The 17,584-nt window shown below is 47.5% G+C and carries 15 protein-coding genes; 6 read left to right on the top strand and 9 right to left on the bottom strand.

Annotated features, from left to right (window positions below; all coding sequences use genetic code 11):
* Positions 1–2: 2 nt before the first annotated feature.
* From cheD to JL719_RS08430, 9 genes are read right to left on the bottom strand one after another with little or no spacing between them, the layout of a single operon-like run.
* Entirely contained in the window at positions 3–641 is a 639-nt protein-coding gene (gene cheD / locus JL719_RS08470; RefSeq protein ID WP_033157431.1) for a chemoreceptor glutamine deamidase CheD, read from the bottom strand.
* The gene (locus JL719_RS08465; protein ID WP_033157430.1) at positions 638–1,474 is read right to left on the bottom strand and encodes a CheR family methyltransferase; all 837 of its coding nucleotides are present in this window, start codon (positions 1,472–1,474) and stop codon (positions 638–640) included. Before JL719_RS08465 ends, cheD begins: the two co-directional genes overlap by 4 nt.
* A gap of 24 nt (positions 1,475–1,498) precedes the next feature.
* On the bottom strand, positions 1,499–2,008 hold the full coding sequence (locus JL719_RS08460; protein ID WP_051670102.1) for an STAS domain-containing protein: 510 nt from the start codon (positions 2,006–2,008) through the stop codon (positions 1,499–1,501).
* Complete coding sequence (locus JL719_RS08455; protein ID WP_033157429.1) at positions 2,008–2,769, bottom strand: ParA family protein; 762 nt, start codon at positions 2,767–2,769, stop codon at positions 2,008–2,010. The genes JL719_RS08460 and JL719_RS08455 overlap by 1 nt, the downstream gene beginning before the upstream one ends.
* Positions 2,766–3,272 (bottom strand): chemotaxis protein CheW, encoded by a 507-nt coding sequence (locus JL719_RS08450; RefSeq protein WP_033157428.1) that lies wholly within the window; start codon positions 3,270–3,272, stop codon positions 2,766–2,768. The genes JL719_RS08455 and JL719_RS08450 overlap by 4 nt, the downstream gene beginning before the upstream one ends.
* Positions 3,273–3,317: 45 nt before the next feature.
* The gene (locus tag JL719_RS08445; protein ID WP_033157427.1) at positions 3,318–5,663 is read right to left on the bottom strand and encodes a methyl-accepting chemotaxis protein; all 2,346 of its coding nucleotides are present in this window, start codon (positions 5,661–5,663) and stop codon (positions 3,318–3,320) included.
* Positions 5,664–5,705: 42 nt separating this feature from the next.
* Positions 5,706–6,221 (bottom strand): chemotaxis protein CheW, encoded by a 516-nt coding sequence (locus JL719_RS08440; RefSeq protein ID WP_051670100.1) that lies wholly within the window; start codon positions 6,219–6,221, stop codon positions 5,706–5,708.
* Positions 6,222–6,240: 19 nt separating this feature from the next.
* A complete protein-coding gene (locus tag JL719_RS08435) occupies positions 6,241–8,331 on the bottom strand; it encodes a chemotaxis protein CheA (protein ID WP_033157426.1) in 2,091 nt (696 codons plus the stop codon).
* 39 nt (positions 8,332–8,370) lie between these two features.
* Positions 8,371–8,733, bottom strand: coding sequence for a response regulator (locus tag JL719_RS08430; RefSeq protein ID WP_033157425.1), 363 nt, complete (start codon positions 8,731–8,733; stop codon positions 8,371–8,373).
* Positions 8,734–9,146: 413 nt separating this feature from the next.
* On the opposite strand from JL719_RS08430, the gene JL719_RS08425 reads away from it, so the two are divergent.
* The 6 genes from JL719_RS08425 to JL719_RS08400 all read left to right on the top strand — a co-directional run bounded on the left by JL719_RS08425 (position 9,147) and on the right by JL719_RS08400 (position 17,571).
* Positions 9,147–9,779 carry a GspH/FimT family pseudopilin gene (locus tag JL719_RS08425; protein WP_084153334.1) on the top strand — a complete coding sequence of 211 codons (633 nt, stop codon included), beginning with the start codon at positions 9,147–9,149 and terminating at the stop codon, positions 9,777–9,779.
* A gap of 6 nt (positions 9,780–9,785) precedes the next feature.
* Positions 9,786–10,256 carry a type IV pilus modification protein PilV gene (pilV, locus tag JL719_RS08420; RefSeq protein WP_033157424.1) on the top strand — a complete coding sequence of 157 codons (471 nt, stop codon included), beginning with the start codon at positions 9,786–9,788 and terminating at the stop codon, positions 10,254–10,256.
* Entirely contained in the window at positions 10,253–11,320 is a 1,068-nt protein-coding gene (locus tag JL719_RS08415; protein WP_033157423.1) for a PilW family protein, read from the top strand. The genes pilV and JL719_RS08415 overlap by 4 nt, the downstream gene beginning before the upstream one ends.
* Positions 11,321–11,328: 8 nt before the next feature.
* Positions 11,329–11,829, top strand: coding sequence for a pilus assembly PilX family protein (locus JL719_RS08410; protein ID WP_033157422.1), 501 nt, complete (start codon positions 11,329–11,331; stop codon positions 11,827–11,829).
* Between the two features lie 53 nt (positions 11,830–11,882).
* On the top strand, positions 11,883–16,928 hold the full coding sequence (locus tag JL719_RS08405; RefSeq protein WP_033157421.1) for a PilC/PilY family type IV pilus protein: 5,046 nt from the start codon (positions 11,883–11,885) through the stop codon (positions 16,926–16,928).
* A 181-nt stretch (positions 16,929–17,109) separates the two neighbouring features.
* A complete protein-coding gene (locus JL719_RS08400; protein WP_084153333.1) occupies positions 17,110–17,571 on the top strand; it encodes a type IV pilin protein in 462 nt (153 codons plus the stop codon).
* Positions 17,572–17,584: the final 13 nt, after the last annotated feature.

The following is a 17,584-nucleotide window of genomic DNA, read 5'->3' as shown; positions in this document are numbered from 1 at the left end:
TCCTAAAATAGCTCTACGCTACCTTCAACCGGTGCGTCCTTGATACTGGAACTATATTGCTTCTCGCGCAGGAAGATAGTTTGGTTGTGTAAATCTTTAATTTTTTTCATTCTGACCCGTCCGGTATGCGGAAAGAAATTCACCTTACGCGGATAAATATCGCCCAAATCATGAGAAACCAAATTCAACGCTTCAGTGTCCACATAGTCCAAAACGAATTGAATGTTTCTGGCCCCTACATCACCCAGGGTAGCAATGATTTTGCCGCCGCCGAACAGCTTAACTTCCAGGTTTTTACGCTTACCGCCATTTTGCAAAATAGCGTTGATCAAATGTTCCATCGCGTAATTGCCATAGCGAGAGGCATTACCAACGACAGCTTCGTCTCTGGCATTCAAGCGACTTTTACTGGTCTCCGGCAACATGAAATGATTCATACCACCCACGCCGGTCACCACATCCCTGATACAGGCTGCCACGCAAGAACCCAGCACAGTCGTAATCATTTCATCCTGTTTGGTGACGTAGTAATCACCGGGCATTAATTTTGCCGCCACTATTTGATTTTCTTGATCCCAATATCGATTGACGTTTTCGAAGCCGGCGATAAGCGGTCTATCCACATGTCGCACATGACTCACTTAATCGACTTCCTGTAGATGGTGTTACCTATCAAACTGAATCCGGTATCGAGCTGATGCAAGGATTCTGAATGTCCAATGAATAAATATGAACCCTCTTCCAATAAGCCGCAGTAACGATTCGCTAACATCGCCTTGGTTTCCCGATCAAAATAGATCAAAACATTTCGGCAAAAAATAAAATCAAAATACCCTTTCAAGGGCCACTCCTGCATCAAATTCAATTGTTTAAACTCTATCAATTCTTTCAATTCCGGTTTAACTCGCACCTTGTTCGCTTGTCCACCCACACCTTTTTGAAACCAGCGCTTAAGGCGTTGCTCGGCTATTCCTGTCACGCGATCAGCCATGTAAATACCGGCTGCGGCGGTGGCCAAAACATTCGTATCAAGATCGGTAGCCAGAATATTTATAGTCCAATCAGCCGGAACGCTTTCCTTCAAGGTCATCGCCAAAGAATAAGGCTCCTCACCTGTTGAGCAACCTGCGGACCAAACTTTAATCTGTTTAGTCCCGGCATGCTTTTTAAGCAAGCCCGGTACAACCGTCTTACTTAAATATTCAAAGTGGTGATTTTCGCGAAAAAAAGAAGTGAGGTTAGTGGTGACAGCATTAATAAATTCAGTAAACTCAGTATCCGGGTTGTTTTTCAAATAGTGACAATACTGTTTGAAGCTGGTGAAGCCCAGCATGCGGACCCGTTTCGACAACCTCGAATAAAACATATCGAATTTATCGTCCGGCACCAAGATTCCGGAATGTTGGTTGGATATTTTCCTTAGAACGTCAAAATCTGCTTGGGTATATTCAAACTCGCGCGCTTTTTCTTTCATTTTGTATATTCGGGTAGTACCCCATCAAAAGAAGCCGGATGCTGCCTGATCAACTTCCAACATTTCGGCAATCCCCAACAACTCCGAGGCTTCAATAAACTTATCGGAAGGAAAATCGATAGAAACGGATTTCTGCAAGCCAATTGCGGTCTGCTTTAAAATCAATAACAGTTGCAGAGTTGCGGTATCTATCATCGTCACGCCGGAAGCGTCGATATCGATAGCCTCAAAATTGCTGAGCATCTGCGTTAAGCGCTGGTGGAGAGCCGAGACATTTTGAATATTAAGTACCGAATCCAATACCAAAACCGCTCGCTCACTTTGAGAGGCGTATGACTCAGAGGCGTCGGCCGGCGCTTGATCCAAGTCTGTCTCAAGGTTTGACGCTGTTTCTGTCGAGCTCGCAAGTTCTGTCGAACTGTCCGCTTCCGCTTCACTAACTTGGGCTTTTTGTGAGTCGTGATTGAAATCTGATCGATGCATCCAGGCCAGAGGGTCGTAACCGATCAAACTATCTTCATTTTGTTCCGCCATTACATCATCCTCCCTTCTAAAAAGTCTTCGGCAAGTGCCATAAAATCTCGTGCGGAACGGCAACCCGGGCGATATTCAAAAATGGTTTTACCAAAACTAGGGCACTCGGCGAGTAAAGCCGTTTCCCGAATGGTGGTCGCCAAAATTTGCCCAGGGAAGTATTTTTGTATAACACTCAACACCTCCTTTGACATGCGTCTGGCCGGTATATACCTGGACATGACCAGGGAAAACTTGTAGGGCCTTTTCAAAGCACTTTCAAATTTCCTGATGGTTCCCACCAAATGCGACAAGCCTTGCAATGCCAAATAATCACTGGTCATCGGCACCAATATTTCATCGGCGGCAAACAAGGCATTGGCCACCAATACCCCGGAAGAAGGGGGACAATCGATAAAGATAAAATCTTCATCGCGATTGCCGTCAAGCAAAGCTCTGCGAAGCAGATCACCACGTCTGGCTCCACCATCCGTCAATTGCTCAATTTCCTGCAATCTTGGACCGGCAACCACCAAATTCAGATTCTTTCTAACCGGAATTGATTGCTCCGCGAGACTCGCCCCTTCCAACAAAACCTTATCAATCCCACTTGTTTGCGTATCTACAGAACCTAGCGAAACGGCCAAATGACTCTGTGGATCAAAGTCTATCACTGTAATTTTCTTACCGAGTTTAGCTAGAGCGTGGGTCAAATTGACCGAAGTGGTGGTTTTTCCTACCCCGCCTTTCTGGTTAAGGACCGCTACAATCCTCGCGCTCATTTACCCTCGGCAATAGCAGCAAGCCCGGCAATACCGACAAACTCTTCCGGATTTAAAAGCTTATCGACATCCAATAACATCACCATATTTTTCTTGCCGACGAACATGCCGCGCATATATTGAGTATTGATTTTCGACCCCAAATTCGGCGCTTCTTTTATATCGGACAGCTTAATATCCAACACGTCGGATACGGCATCAGCGACGATGCCCATCACCGAAGTACCGGAAGCAGTATTGACACTCATCACAATAACGACTGTCACCGGGGTATATTCCACTTTTTGCATCTGAAAACGTTCGCGCAGATCGACAATCGGCACTATGGAACCGCGCAAATTTAACGCACCTTTTACAAAATCAGGGGTATTGGGAATTTTTCTAATGGGCTCCCAGCCTCTAATTTCTTGGACTTTCAAAATTTCGATGCCATATGCCTCGCCTTCCAACTCGAAAGTCAGAAATTGCTCAACGTGCTGATTGGATTCTAAATCGGCTGTCATGGCGGCTATTCCCTATCTAATGGTTTGGTCAATCAAGCAACTCCGCTAAAAATCCTGCCACTCGTCGTCGGCTTGTGAGGTTTGCTTAAAACTACTCGGCTGACGAACCGCTGGCGATGATGCCATTCTATTGGCCTCTGCACGAACAACACTGGCACTATCGGCTTGATGAACAACTTTTTGCTGCCCGGATTTTTTTTCTGTTTTGAAAAACGCCAACATCTCGACCATATTCGTCGACAAGTCGCTCATTGAAACACTGGCGGCAGATGCTTCTTCGGCTAAGGCCGCGTTTTGTTGGGTGATTTCGTCCATTTGCGCAACAGCCTGATTCACCTGCCCTATACCCGCAGACTGCTCAATACTTGCATCGGCAATCTGGGCGACGATATCCCCCACCTTCTGCACACCTGCCACAATTTCGTTCAAAGCTTTACCGGTTTCGTTCACAAACTCGGTGCCTGCTCTGACTTTTTGCACACTGGTTTGAATCAGCTCTTTACTCTCCCTGGCCGCAGTAGCACTGCGTTGCGCCAGATTTCTCACCTCTGTGGCAACAACGGAAAAGCCTCTACCTTGCTCGCCTGCTCTGGCTGCTTCCACTGAGGCATTCAAAGCCAACAAATTGGTTTGGAAGGCAATTTCATCAATCACGCTGATGATGTCAGCGATTTTATTACTGCTCTCGTTGATTTCCTGCATGGCGGAAACCGCCGCCTTGACGACATTCCCGCCTTTTTCAGCCAATTCTCTGGCGTTATTGGCCACTGCGTTAGCTTGCTGAGCGTTATCGGCGTTATTTTTTACAGTACTGGTCAACTCTTCCATGCTGGCGGCAGTTTGCTGCAAATTCGCAGCCTGTTGCTCGGCGCGTTGCGATAGATTGTTATTACCGCTGGCAATTTCTTGGGACGAGTTGTTAATAAAATGAGCAGACTCGCTAACCTGACCGAAAATTTCGTTCAGCTTATCGATGGTGGTATTAATATCGTTTTTGCAGTTTAAATAAACTCCTTGGTAATCACTGGTGATTCGATTGGTCAAATCTCCAGAAGCCATACTTTGCATGGTACTGCCAACATCTCGGAAGACGTTTTCGATCACATCGGTCAGTTCGTTGATGCCTTCGCTGAGCGTTTCAAAAAAGCCTTGTTTGTCGGCCATCTCAATCCGGCTGGACAACTCACCCACTTTGACAGCTTCCACAATGCTGGCAATTTCCTGCTCGATTTTTACTTCATGCGTTCTATCCAACCACTCGACCACGATGCCGATACGCTCGTTTTCGTCGTTCTTAACCGGGTTGGCAACGATATTCATGTGTCTGCCGCCAATCACCAACGCAGAACTAAATGTGCTGGATAGGTTTGCCAACAGGCCTCGTTGGTGAGCTGGTTTTTTATGGAATTGATCGATGTTGGCGCCCATCAGTTTGCTGGCATTGAAGTCAGGCAACTGCTTGCGAATGTCCGCTTCCGCATTTTGGAACATATCGGCTACTGTCTTATTCATGTAGATGATATCTAAATCGTTGTTAGCCACCATGACACAGGACTGCACATTGTCGAGCGCCTGTTTGATGCGCATCGCTTCCGACGCTACCTGTTTGGAATAAGCCAAATCGGAATTCAATTTAACCTGCATGCCGTATAAGGCCCGATAGAAATCGCCGATCTCATCACCACGGTCCAAATCTATCGTATTCCGGAATTGTTCATCCGCCATCCGATAAGAAATACGTATCGAATTCTCTAGAGCCTTTACAACACTGCGAATCACCGAATATCCCAATATTGAGGCAAATCCGGCCAAGCCCAAAAACAGGAACATCTCCGGGTATTTTTGTTCGATATAGTGATCGTAAATGGAATTGATCGTCGGCAACAAAAAGATCAGATAGATAATCCCCACTTTTTTCCACAAGCCCAATTCCAGTAATTTCTTGATGAGCGCATTAATCCCCGTCGGCCGTATTGTGGCTTTATTGGCATTTAGTTTTTCATACAAAGATTCGGCTTGTTGGATTTGTTCCCGGGATGGCGCGTAACGAACCGACAGGTATTCCTGCACTTTGCCATTCTTGAACACCGGCGTTACGTTTGCTTCCACCCAATAATAATCTCCGGTCTTGGTCCTATTTTTGACGGGTGCGGTCCACGGGCGTCCAGCCTTCAAACAATTCCATAAATCTTCAAATGCCGCCGGCGGCATGTCAGGATGACGAACCATATTATGATTGGCCCCCACAAGTTCATCCTTGCTAAAGCCGCTAATTTCGATAAAAGCGTCGTTTGCATAGGTAATAATGCCTTTTAAATTGGTGCGCGTGACCAAAATGGTGCCTGGCTTCATTAAGACTTCGCGATCAGTCACAGGGTGATTGAGTTTCATTGCATATCCTCCATTACAACCCAGCCATAAACAGCTCTTTTTTTAACTTTCATCTTCACCATCCAGGCCATCAAGTTTTAATAATTTATCTACATCCAACAGCATCACCATTCGGCCATTTACTGAAACCAGGCCGTTGATAAATTCAGTACTGACTTTTGCACCAAAATTCGGCGCGCTTTGGATACTTTTTTTATTGACATCGACAACGTCTGAAACTGAATCCACCACGACCCCGATGATCCTGGTTTTATCGGCCATGTGCGCTTGCAAGACCACAACGACCGTCAAAGGCGAATAATCACTGTGTCCCAGTTGAAATCGCTCGCGTAAATCAATGATAGGCACTATCGCACCGCGCAGATTGACCACACCTTTTTCATAAGCCGGCACATTAGGAATTCGCGATACCGGCTCCCAACTGCGAATCTCCTGAACTCGCAGAATATCTACCCCATATTCTTCCTGGCCCAAGGTAAAGCTTAAAAACTGCAAACTAGTATCCAAGCGCTTTGCATCTTGCTGGTCAGTGTTGCTGAGTTCGATTATTTCCGACATGACACGCTTTAGGTTAGGTTTATTGATTGGCTAAACGCACGAGACCGGGGATATCAAGAATCAGTGCCACCGAACCATCGCCCAGAATAGTTGCGCCAGATACCCCGTCAATCCGTCGATAATTCGCCTCGAGCGACTTGATTACCACTTGCTGCTGTCCAAGCAGATCATCCACGAACAATCCGCAACGCAACCCTTGCCCTTCGACAACCACAATTAAACCTTCGGTTAGCTTGGTGGTTTTCGCGGTGGGTACGTTAAAAATTTGATGCATTCTAATAATCGGCAGATATTGGCCGCGTAACAGGAAAGTTTCGCCTTTGCCCGCTACTCGATTGAGCCTGTCTTCCTTGACATGGAGTGACTCGATAATAGAACCCAAGGGTAATATGTAGGTTTCGTCGCCAACCGCAATCGACTGACCATCCAGGATAGCCAGAGTCAGCGGGAGATGAATGGAAATGGTGGAGCCTTTGCCTAACTCGGAAAGGATTTCTATGTTGCCGCCCAAAGCCTGGATATTACGTCGCACCACATCCATCCCCACGCCGCGACCGGAAATATCGGTAAGCTTTTCGGCCGTAGAAAACCCCGGCATAAAAATCAGCTCGTATGTTTGCTTATCGCTTAAGATCGCATCGGGATCGATCAAGCCTTTTTCAATGGCTTTGGCCCTTAATTTATCTTTGTCGAGGCCTTTACCATCGTCAGTCACTTCAATCACGATGTTCCCGCCGCGATGATAGGCTTCAAGGGTGACCGTACCCGTCTCGGGTTTGCCGGCCGCGAGCCTGACATCGGGCATTTCAATGCCATGGTCCAAGCTGTTTCTGACTAAATGAACCAAGGGATCACTGAGCAGTTCGACGACGGTCTTATCCACTTCGGTGTGTTCACCCACCAATTTAAGTTCGATTTTTTTACCTAGTTTGCTGCTGATATCATGCGCCAGCCGTGGGAAACGGCTAAACACGAAACTGATAGGCAGCATGCGAATGTTCATCACGCTTTCCTGCAGTTCGCGGGTATGTCGCTCTAGCTGAGAAAGTCCGTTTTTCAATTGATCAAGTTTATTCAGTTCGAAATGTTCGCCTAATAAGCTGAGCATGGATTGGGTGATGACCAACTCCCCTACCATGTTAATCAAGGTATCGATTTTGCTGGTATCCACGCGAATGGAACTTGAACCTTTCGGTGCGGCTTTTGCTTCCTCTTTTTTGCCGTTTTTACGCTCCAGCGTATTCGACTCAGATTCTCCGGTACTTGCAAACTCAGGGCTGATGTCTCTATGAACGCTGTTTGTAACGGGCGTTATAGCGATGTCTACTGAGACCTCGGCTTGCGCAGAACCTGTGGACGTTTTGTAGATTGGCTGTTTAGCCAAATCGCAATCGTCCTCGACCCAATCGAAAATCTCGTCAATTTCCGCCTCCGGAATATCGCCCAAAACACGCAATTTCCAGGACAAATGACACTCTTCCGGATCCAAATCGTAAAGATCGGGTACACCTTGTAAATCAACGGTTGTCGTCAATTGGCCCAGGGCTGCCAACTCCCTGAACATCCGCACCGGTTCGTTACCGGTCTTCAACAAATGTAAATGTGGGCTGAAGGCTATCACCCAGCCGGCGATTTGTTCAGCTTCTTCAGCCGGCAAATCCGCAGCACTTTTTGACGCCGAAGTGTCCGGAGCGTGTCTCCCTGCAGGGGAACTGGGCACTGTATTATTTAGCTCGTTATCCAAAGCTAATTTATGCTCAGCGACATCAGACTGATCCACTTCACTGCCGTTTTGTATCGATTGCAGCATATCTCTCAGACAATCGACTGACCCCAACAATACATCAACCGCCGGTTGCGTGATCTTTCTGCGGCCATCGCGCATTTCATCAAGCAAGGTCTCCATGACATGGGTAAAGTCGGAAACCGCGGTAAAACCGAAAGTTCCGCTACCGCCTTTGATCGAATGCGCGGCGCGGAAAATGGTGTTGATGTCTTCGACGTTAACATCCCCCAAATCAAGGTTGAGCAATCCCGATTCCATCGCGTCAAGTCCTTCGAAACTCTCTTCGAAAAAAACCTGATGAAATTGCGCCATATCGATTGACATAGAATTACCCGGTGCTGATGTCTCTGAAGAGGCGGATACTTAACCCATCACTTTTTTGATCGTTTTCAAGAGTTGGTCGGGATTGAATGGCTTCACTATCCAGCCCGTTGCACCGGCATCTTTGCCCTGCTGCTTTTTATCCGCTCCCGCTTCAGTGGTCAGCATCAACATCGGCGTAAACTTGTAGTTTGGTAAAGCGCGTAAGTCTCTAATCAACTCAATTCCGTCCTTGTTTGGCATATTGACATCGGTAACGACGCAATCAAAAGCTTGCGCTTTCGCTTTATTCAAGGCATCCGCTCCATCAACCGCTTCTACCACGTTATAACCGGCGCCTTTTAAGGTAAACGCCACCATCTGCCTCATTGATGCGGAATCGTCTACAGCAAGAATTGTTGCCACAATTTTCTCCTCAAAATTTATCGAACATAATTTAAAACCGTTAAATCAGCACAAACTGCGATTGCCAGTTCACCTGATTAGAATTTTACATTGCTCAGATTGTAGCTAAGCTCAGCCAAGATTGTAGTTAGAGAAAGCTGATCTTGCCGAAAAACACTCATTTTAAAAATCTAAGACGCTTCGTTGCTGGGACCGCCATTTTGGCGAAAATCTGTAAACACTCACATTGTGATTGTGGTTTAACTCGCATAACTTTGTTGAATCCTGTGCTATCTTCAAATTCGATTTTGACGAGCCAACGCTTCCCTGTTCCCAGAGTAGAAACGCACTTTTCATAGGCCGGAGCGGCAAATAACAGCAACAGAGTTTGAGTTCATTTGCGCCCAACTACCTGAGTCACAATCCAATAAATTATGCAAAAATTATTCACCGAAACATCTAAAGGATTCACGCTGGTTGAGCTGATGGTGACCATCGCTATCGCCGGCGTTCTGGTGGGTATTGCAATTCCAAGCTTCACTTCGATTATCAGCAACAACCGCTTAACCACATCAGCCAACGAATTAGTCACAGCATTGAATTTAGCGCGAAGCGAAGCGGTAAAACGTGGCGTATCGGTGACTGTGCGCAAAATTGACGACAAATCATCGACTAATAAGAACAAGACCGCCTGGGCTTCAGCGAATTGGGAGCAAGGCTGGGATGTTTTCACGGACGCAAATGACAATGGCGAGTTCGACACAGGCGACGATGTGCTTCTCAAAACTTATGCGGCACTGAGCGCTTCTTACACCTTACGCGGAAATAATTTTGCCAACTTCATTCGATTTACTTCATCCGGACAAAGTAATACCAACGGCAGTTTCGTGATTTGTAACAACAGCGACGGCAACAACACGCCAGAAGCAAATACTTCTAGATTAATTATTGTGAACTCCATAGGCCGAGTACGCATGGGCCTGGACGCCAATAATGACGGCATACCCAACACTGACACGGTGGCGAGCACCGCCTCGAATATCACATCCTGCTTACCCCCATTTTAGTCACCCATGAAAACAGCCAACGGTTTCACGTTAATAGAAGTCTTGATCGCCGTGGTGATACTTGCCCTGGGCTTGCTTGGCTTGGCGGGCTTGCAATCCACAAGCCTGCGGAACAATCAAAGTGCATATTTTCGCTCACAGGCTACTTTGCTTGCTTACGATATAGCAGACCGAGTACGAGCAAACGCAGTGGGTAACTACGATAACCAAGCAGAAACGAATAACGATTGCTTAGCAAACACTTGCACACCGGCACAAATGGCTGGTTACGATTTAAAACAATGGAACGACCAACTAAGAAGTCAATTACCTAGCGGCGAAGGTGTCGTGTGTAAGGACAAAACCCCGGGGGACGGAAATTCAAAATCCGCACACAACTGCGACGGGATAGGCGATGCGTATGCGGTAAAAATTTGGTGGGATGACGACCATGATGGAGCGGCGACGCAACGGTTTGTAATGAGTTTCCAGCCATGAAAAAAAATCAGACCTATTTCCTGCAAACAGGCATGACTCTCATAGAAATTATGATTGCGCTGCTTCTGGGCGCCTTCCTATTAGGCGGGGTAATTAAGATTTTCGTTAACGCGAAGCAGACTTACGGAATGCAGGAAGGCCTATCCCGTTTACAAGAAAACAGCCGTTATGCGTTGGAAATACTCAGCAAAGACTTACGCTTAAGCGGTTTTCAAGGCTGTATATCCATAACCGATTTAACACCCACCAATACTGCCACAACCGCAATTACCTCGCCCGTTGTTGCGCCAGCTATATCGTCGCCAACACCAGCCACTATCATAGTCGGCTACAACGGCAGTGAGGCATCGCCGGTAACGACCACTTGGTCCCCAGCCTTGCCAAGCGCCTTGTCAGGTTTAGCTACGCCGATCACTCCTGGCACCGATGTCATAACAGTGGTTTACGGTGAAAGTTGCGGCGGTTATTTATCAGCAGATATGGCAAGCGCAAGCTCGGATATACAAATTTCCAGTTCCAATACTTGCGGCATAGTTGATGGTGATCCGGTTTTAATATCCAGCTGTAGCAACGCCGACCTTTTCCGGGCCACCACGGGCACTACCTCGACACTGATTAAGCACAATGCGGTGTCTTTGCCGGCAACTTGCGCTTCCCCACCCTGCTACAAAACCAGCTCGGAAGTGTTTGCTTACCGCGCATACAGCTATTTCATCCGTCCAGGCGCAAGCGGGGAACCAGCTCTTTGGCGATACGACAATACCAAGGCTGCAAGTAGCAGCAATCCAGTTGAAATACTCGATGGCATCGAAAACCTGCAAATTCTCTACGGAGAAGATACTGATGCCGACGGGGTAGCCAACCAATATAAAACCGCCGCCAACGTCACCGATATCACCCATGTCGCCAGCGTGCGTATCTCCATCCTGGCGCGCACCAGCGAGAATCTGGCCTCGCAAACCCTCACTTACGATTACAACGGGAACACTGGCATTAACCCAGGTGACCGGCGAATTCGCCGCGTGTTCAACGCGACGCTTGCAGTGCGTAATCGGCTGCAATAGGTGGCACCATGAATAAGTCGAAAACAAAACAAACTGGCGCAGTGCTAGTCGTCGCCTTAATCATGCTGATGCTTCTGACGATCATTGGCGTGACCGGCACCAATGTCACTAGTCTGGAAGAAAAAATGGCCGGCAATATGCGTGACCGTAATCTTGCCTTTCAAGCGGCGGAGTCCGCCTTGCAAGCGGGGGAAACTTGGCTAAATACCCATGCCTACACCTGCAGCAAAGCTGCCGGGAGATTCAATCCGCGCGATAAAGATTGCAATAGCGCAACAGCGGAAACGTCGGAAGTTTGGGACAGCATAAGTTGGGACGACAATGATTCGGTGCTTTATACGGGCGTTTTGTCAAACCTCAGCGCTAATCCTCGTTACATAATCGAAGACTTGGGCTGCTTGCCCGCACCTGCAGCATGTCCCGGAAAACATAACTATCGAATTACCGCCAGAGCAACCGGCGGCACAGCAGACACTATCGTCATGCTCCAGTCTATTTACCAAATTTAGTGAGTCGTACTGACTATGTTGATTTCAGACAGAAACGCGCAGAGGGCAAAATCATGAAAACTAAGCAACGCCAAGTAAAAGCCTTTTTTTTGCTGATTCTGTCTCAGACATTGCTAGCAAGCTTCAACGCTTCGGCAGGTATTTCTCAACAACCCTTATTTCTAACCTCGAGCGTTCCACCTATCGTCATGCTGACCATGGGCCGCGATCATAAGTTGTATTATGAAGCCTATAACGATGCCTCTGACCTTAACGGCGATGGATTAATTGACGTTGGCTATAAACCAAGCATCGACTACTTCGGGTATTTCGACTCGCATCGTTGTTACGATTACGTGGACAGCGACGGAGGATACTTTACACCGAAAGCAAAAACACCATCAGCTACTGATAAAACCTGTTCATCGGTGGACGGTGACTGGAGCGGTGATTTTCTTAACTACATTACAACCGCGCGTATTGACGCTCTCCGCAAGGTACTATATGGCGGTTACCGAGGCGACGACACCACCTCGAAGACCGTACTCAAACGCTCATTTATCCCTCAAGATGCCCATTCATGGGGTAAGGAATACAATCCTAGCAATAACCCGGGATACCTTATCTCAGACTACACACCGTTGGCCGAGCCCGCTACGGGGAAAAGCCACCTATTTGCAAATGTGTCCTTAAGTTACACCGGCCAACCCTTGATGCGCGTCTTAAATAATACTTCCTACCGCGTTTGGGAATGGCTTTCCATCGAACGGCCCGTGGCCGGTAGCGATTGCGATAACGGCAGCCGTACAGCCTGTGCAACCACGGGTAGCTCTAACTGGTCGGTAGTTCCCGATATAGTATTCAGCAATTTGGTGAGAAAAACTTATAGAACCGGAGATACTGCTCCCGCCCATCCATCGAGCGTTGCGGAGTATGCAACATTTGTTACTAATTACGGCACCACCGGTAACTTACGCCACACTGACAACATGACTAGACTGGAGGCCAATGGTAATCCTGAACGTACCGAACGTTATTTAACCGTTGTAAAAGGAAAAATCACTGTTCCTGCCAGTCTCAATTACAAGTTTTCGGTAGATGGCGACGATGCAGTAGAAGTATTGATTAACGGTACGGTAGTGGCAGGATATTACGGAGGCCATGGCGTCTGCAATTGCAATACTAATAATGGCACTATTCATCTCACCGCTGGTGTCGCTTACGATATTGAATACCACCACGAGGAGGCTTACGGCGACGACAGCTTCGTATTGCGCTGGGACACCTCGAATACCGCCTCTAGCATCACCGACTACAGTGTCAATGTTAACGTCTGCGAAACCGGCAAATTGGAAGCCAACTGCAAAGCCTACAAAAGTGGATCAACCACAACCTATAAACCCACAGGGTTGCTACACACCTATGGCGAAAATGACTCGATGGCATTTGGCTTGCTGACCGGTTCTTATAAAAAGAACATCTCGGGCGGCGTACTCAGGAAAAACATAGAATCTTTCACCAACGAAGTAGACCCTACTACAGGCATATTTACGACAACCAACGGTATCGTCAAGACAATCAACAACCTACGTATCAACACCTTCAACTACTCGGATCACGCTTACGCTTCTGGGTGGATTACCACGCGCGCAATAACGGAAGGTGAAGCAGCCGAATGGGGTAACCCTATAGCGGAAATGATGTACGAGGGTTTACGCTATTTTGCTGGTAAAGCAGCCCCCACCTCAGCCTACTCCATAACAGCCACGGATACCCCTGATGCAACACTAGGATTGCCTTTGCCGACTTGGCTTGATCCATATTCAAATACAGGCGGTAAATATCTGAGCTGTGCGAAACCAATGCAACTGGTTATAAGCGATATAAACGCATCCTACGATACCAATCAGTTACCCGGCAGCTATTTTGACTCGTCGTTCTCAGGTGATTTGTCTGGTCTGAATGTATCGACTCTAGCCGATACAATTTGGGGTAACGAATCCGAATCGAGCAATATTTTTATCGGTCAATCGGGGATTCTCAGCGACGGTGCCCCCACGGCAAAATCGGCAAACAGCTTTAAAAATATCCGTGGCCTCGCTCCGGAAGAACCCACCAAATTAGGTGGCTTTTATGCCGGTAGCATTGCTTTGTACGGCAGACAAACCGATCTAAACGCCGCTACCGGCGATCAGAAAACTGATACGTTGGCAGTGGCATTAGCTTCGCCGCTCCCCAGAATCGAAATACCGGTCAACGGCAAGATAGTAACCTTGGTACCCTTCGCAAAATCCGTAGCGGGCTCTAGCATCTCCCAGTCCTCAACCAGCTTTCAGCCCACCAATCAGATCGTAGACTTTTACGTGGAAAAGATTGTCAACACGGTAGAACCTGTCTCGGGTGTTACTCCAGGCAATAAAGATGCCGCGATTAACGGAGGACGCCCGTACGGAAAATTCCGTATAAATTACGAAGACGTCGAGCAAGCTGCCGATCACGATATGGATGCGATTGTGGAATACACGTTTACGGTCAATGCATCAAACCAAGTAGTGGTCGATCTGAATTCAACCTATGCCGCGGGCGGCATAACCCAGCACATGGGTTACGTTATTTCCGGTACCACCAAGGACGGCGTTTACCTGGAAGTACGTGACAAACCCGATGCCGGAGAAAATGATAAAGATTATTTTCTTGATACACCTCCAGGTCAGTTTCCTGGTGGCACTTGGGCCGATGGCGTCTCTTTACCACTCACGGCATCCAGAACATTTAACGTGGGCACCACCACGTCAGCCAGCTTTATTAAACATGACCCGCTTTGGTACGCGGCAAAATGGGGCGTAAACGACAAAAACAAAGACAACATTCTTGACCAAAATGAATGGGACGAAGATAAAAATGGTACTCCTGACGGTTATTTTCTGGTAACCAATGCAGGTAAACTCTCCGAGCAATTAGGAAAAGCTTTTGCCAAAATACTCAGCAACGTCAGTTCTTCCTCTGCGGTAGCCGCCAATACCGCAAAATTAAATACCGGGACATTGGTTTATCAAGCCAAATTCGATCCAAGAGACTGGAGCGGACATTTGTTGGCGATCCCGATCAATGACACTACTGGCGCATTGGAAACAAACAATCTCAACTGGGACGCTGCCACAAAGTTACCGACACCAAGTAGCCGCAAAATTTACACTCTCAACCCAACGTTAACCAGTGCTCCACGGGGTATAGAGTTTCGATGGGCAAACTTAACCACCGCGCCAACAGGCAGTTCGCAGCAGGACTATTTAAACCAAATATCGGGTACTGCTGACGGCAAAGGTGAGTTACGGCTCAATTGGTTACGCGGGGATAACACAAACGAACAGCGCTTGGGTACCGGAAACTTTAGAAACAGAATCAAGAAATTTGACGGCACTTTCCTAGAAAACAACACGGATCTAGCGAATGCCACAATTGCTACCAACAAGCTCGGTGACATCGTAAACTCCGACCCCATCTATGTTGGAACCGATGACTTCGGATACAGTTCACTACCCGGAGCAGAAGGTAGCGACTACACTTCATTTCGGGCCAGTACGAGTTACCAAAATCGCAGACCCATGATTTACGTAGGTGCCAATGACGGCATGCTACATGGGTTCGACGCTAAAAAGAACTCCGGCTCGATCACCACTGGCGGCACAGAGATTTTTGCTTATGTCCCGAATGCGTTATTTCCGGAATTAAGCAAGTTGACATCGCTCACTTATGCCCATCAGTATTTTATTGACGGCATGTCAAGCTTTGGCGACGTGTATTACGATTCGAGCTGGCATACCCTTCTCGCAGGTGTCACGGGGGCCGGGGGCAGAGCCGCATTCGCTCTCGACATCACTAATCCGGATACGTTTGGCGCCAGCAGCGTTTTATGGGAGTTCACTAGCACGGATGACAATGACCTAGGCTATACAATAGGTCAACCCGCTATCGCTAGAATGAAAGACGGCACATGGGCCGTTATCGTTGCGAATGGCTATAACAGCGACGCGGGTAAGGCAGTGTTGTTTGTATTGAATGCCAAGACAGGCGCGTTAATCAAAAAATTTGATACCGGAGTCGGTGACGCCGCGCAAAAAAATGGTCTGTCATCACCAAAGGCGGTTGATACTGACGGGGACACAATTGTAGACACCATATACGCCGGCGATCTCTACGGAAACCTTTGGAAATTCAACGTAGGCACGACCTCCGCAACTAGTTGGACTATTGCTAATAGTGGCGCGCCACTATTCGTCGCCTGCACCACAACAGGCACGTCATGCACATCGGCAAACCGTCAACCGATTACCGGAAAACCTAGTGTTGGTGCAGTTGGCTCAGAGCAAACCGGTGGCATTATGGTGTATTTTGGTACAGGCAAATATTTTGAGACTACTGACAACGTCATACCGACGAGTCCACAGGTTCAGTCTTTTTACGGCCTGTGGGATGACAACTCTGGGGCAATCACCGACAGAGCGAAACTACAAGAGCAAACTATCACATATGAGGGTAACCCCAAAAACTCTGCCGGCGTAGAGGAAACAGGCGTGGTACGGGTAAGCTCTAGAAATACTGTGTGTTACTCGGTGGCAACCATTCCATCAACGGACGACGATACGCCCACCGCCACTTGCAGTGCAGCCAATCTTAAAAAAGGCTGGGCTATGAACCTCCTTAAGCCCACGAATATCGCTCAAGGTGAAAGAGTCGTTAGTCCAGCGGTTCTGTATCAAGATTTAGTGATTTTCTCGACAATGATTCCGAGTGCTGATCCTTGCTCGGGTGGCGGTGTGAGCCGCGTCATGACTGTGGAGGCAATTACAGGTAAACGCCCCGCTACAGCCTCTTTCGATTTATTCGGTAATGATAGTAAAGCTGATATAAACGATCTTATGCTAATTGATGGCAAATTAGTTGCTGCTACTGGTTTTGACATGGGCATTGGCATACATAAAAATCTTAGTCTTGTTGAGAATATTGGTATCGGATCCGGTAGCGATGGTCTGGACAAAATGATTTTTAAAAATGCCCCAACTACCCCTGGCGGAGGAGGTGGTGGCGGCAAAAGAACTTCTTGGCGCCAATTGAGATAAATAGCTCAGTTGTTGAGAACTTATTTTGGAATTAGTCTGATACTAAGAATTTAATGCCTGTGACTTTTGGGGAATCTGGGTTTAGCCGTGAACTTGCGTGTATTCACTGAATTAAACCGATATGCGATAACAGGCTTACATATTTCAATAAACGATAAAACCCAAACCGGTCAAAATTAAAATGAACAAAACACAACAAGGCGTAACTCTTATAGAGTTAATGGTTACAGTGGCGATCATCGGCATACTTGCAGGCGTCGCGATACCTGGCTATCAAGAGAGTGTACGCAAATCGCGAAGAGCGGATGTCAAAGGCGTATTGCTCGGACTAACCAATGCCATGGAGCGACGTTTTACGGAAGCCAATACCTTTTGTGACGCCGCTGCGGGAGGAACTGCGGTAACCGGTTGTGGATCGTCAACCGGCGATACCGGGACACCATCGATCTATACGATCCCAACAGAAACCGCCGGCTTTTACACGGTAACTATTAGTGGCGCCAGTGCTAGTAGCTATACCTTGAGCGCGGTTCCGACCGGAGCCCAAGCCAGTGACAAATGCGGTACCTTATTAATAGACAATACCGGCAGCAAAACCGTAGCGAGCGCAACATTAGATGCCTCAACATGCTGGAGCAGATAGAATCTTCGCTCAG

Source organism: Methylomonas sp. LW13 (assembly GCF_016865255.1).
In the GTDB taxonomy this organism is placed as follows: Bacteria; Pseudomonadota; Gammaproteobacteria; order Methylococcales; family Methylomonadaceae; genus Methylomonas.
This window is presented reverse-complemented; position numbering and strand designations above follow the sequence as displayed.

Bases quoted from the DNA above. Each gene is read 5' to 3' on its own strand.
- JL719_RS08465 (WP_033157430.1), bottom strand. From the start codon at position 1,474: ATGAAAGAAAAAGCGCGCGAGTTTGAATATACCCAAGCAGATTTTGAC.
- JL719_RS08460 (WP_051670102.1), bottom strand. From the start codon at position 2,008: ATGGCGGAACAAAATGAAGATAGTTTGATCGGTTACGACCCTCTGGCC.
- JL719_RS08455 (WP_033157429.1), bottom strand. From the start codon at position 2,769: ATGAGCGCGAGGATTGTAGCGGTCCTTAACCAGAAAGGCGGGGTAGGA.
- JL719_RS08450 (WP_033157428.1), bottom strand. From the start codon at position 3,272: ATGACAGCCGATTTAGAATCCAATCAGCACGTTGAGCAATTTCTGACT.
- JL719_RS08445 (WP_033157427.1), bottom strand. From the start codon at position 5,663: ATGAAACTCAATCACCCTGTGACTGATCGCGAAGTCTTAATGAAGCCA.
- JL719_RS08440 (WP_051670100.1), bottom strand. From the start codon at position 6,221: ATGTCGGAAATAATCGAACTCAGCAACACTGACCAGCAAGATGCAAAG.
- JL719_RS08435 (WP_033157426.1), bottom strand. From the start codon at position 8,331: ATGTCAATCGATATGGCGCAATTTCATCAGGTTTTTTTCGAAGAGAGT.
- JL719_RS08425 (WP_084153334.1), top strand. From the start codon at position 9,147: ATGCAAAAATTATTCACCGAAACATCTAAAGGATTCACGCTGGTTGAG.
- pilV (WP_033157424.1), top strand. From the start codon at position 9,786: ATGAAAACAGCCAACGGTTTCACGTTAATAGAAGTCTTGATCGCCGTG.
- JL719_RS08415 (WP_033157423.1), top strand. From the start codon at position 10,253: ATGAAAAAAAATCAGACCTATTTCCTGCAAACAGGCATGACTCTCATA.
- JL719_RS08410 (WP_033157422.1), top strand. From the start codon at position 11,329: ATGAATAAGTCGAAAACAAAACAAACTGGCGCAGTGCTAGTCGTCGCC.
- JL719_RS08405 (WP_033157421.1), top strand. From the start codon at position 11,883: ATGAAAACTAAGCAACGCCAAGTAAAAGCCTTTTTTTTGCTGATTCTG.
- JL719_RS08400 (WP_084153333.1), top strand. From the start codon at position 17,110: ATGAACAAAACACAACAAGGCGTAACTCTTATAGAGTTAATGGTTACA.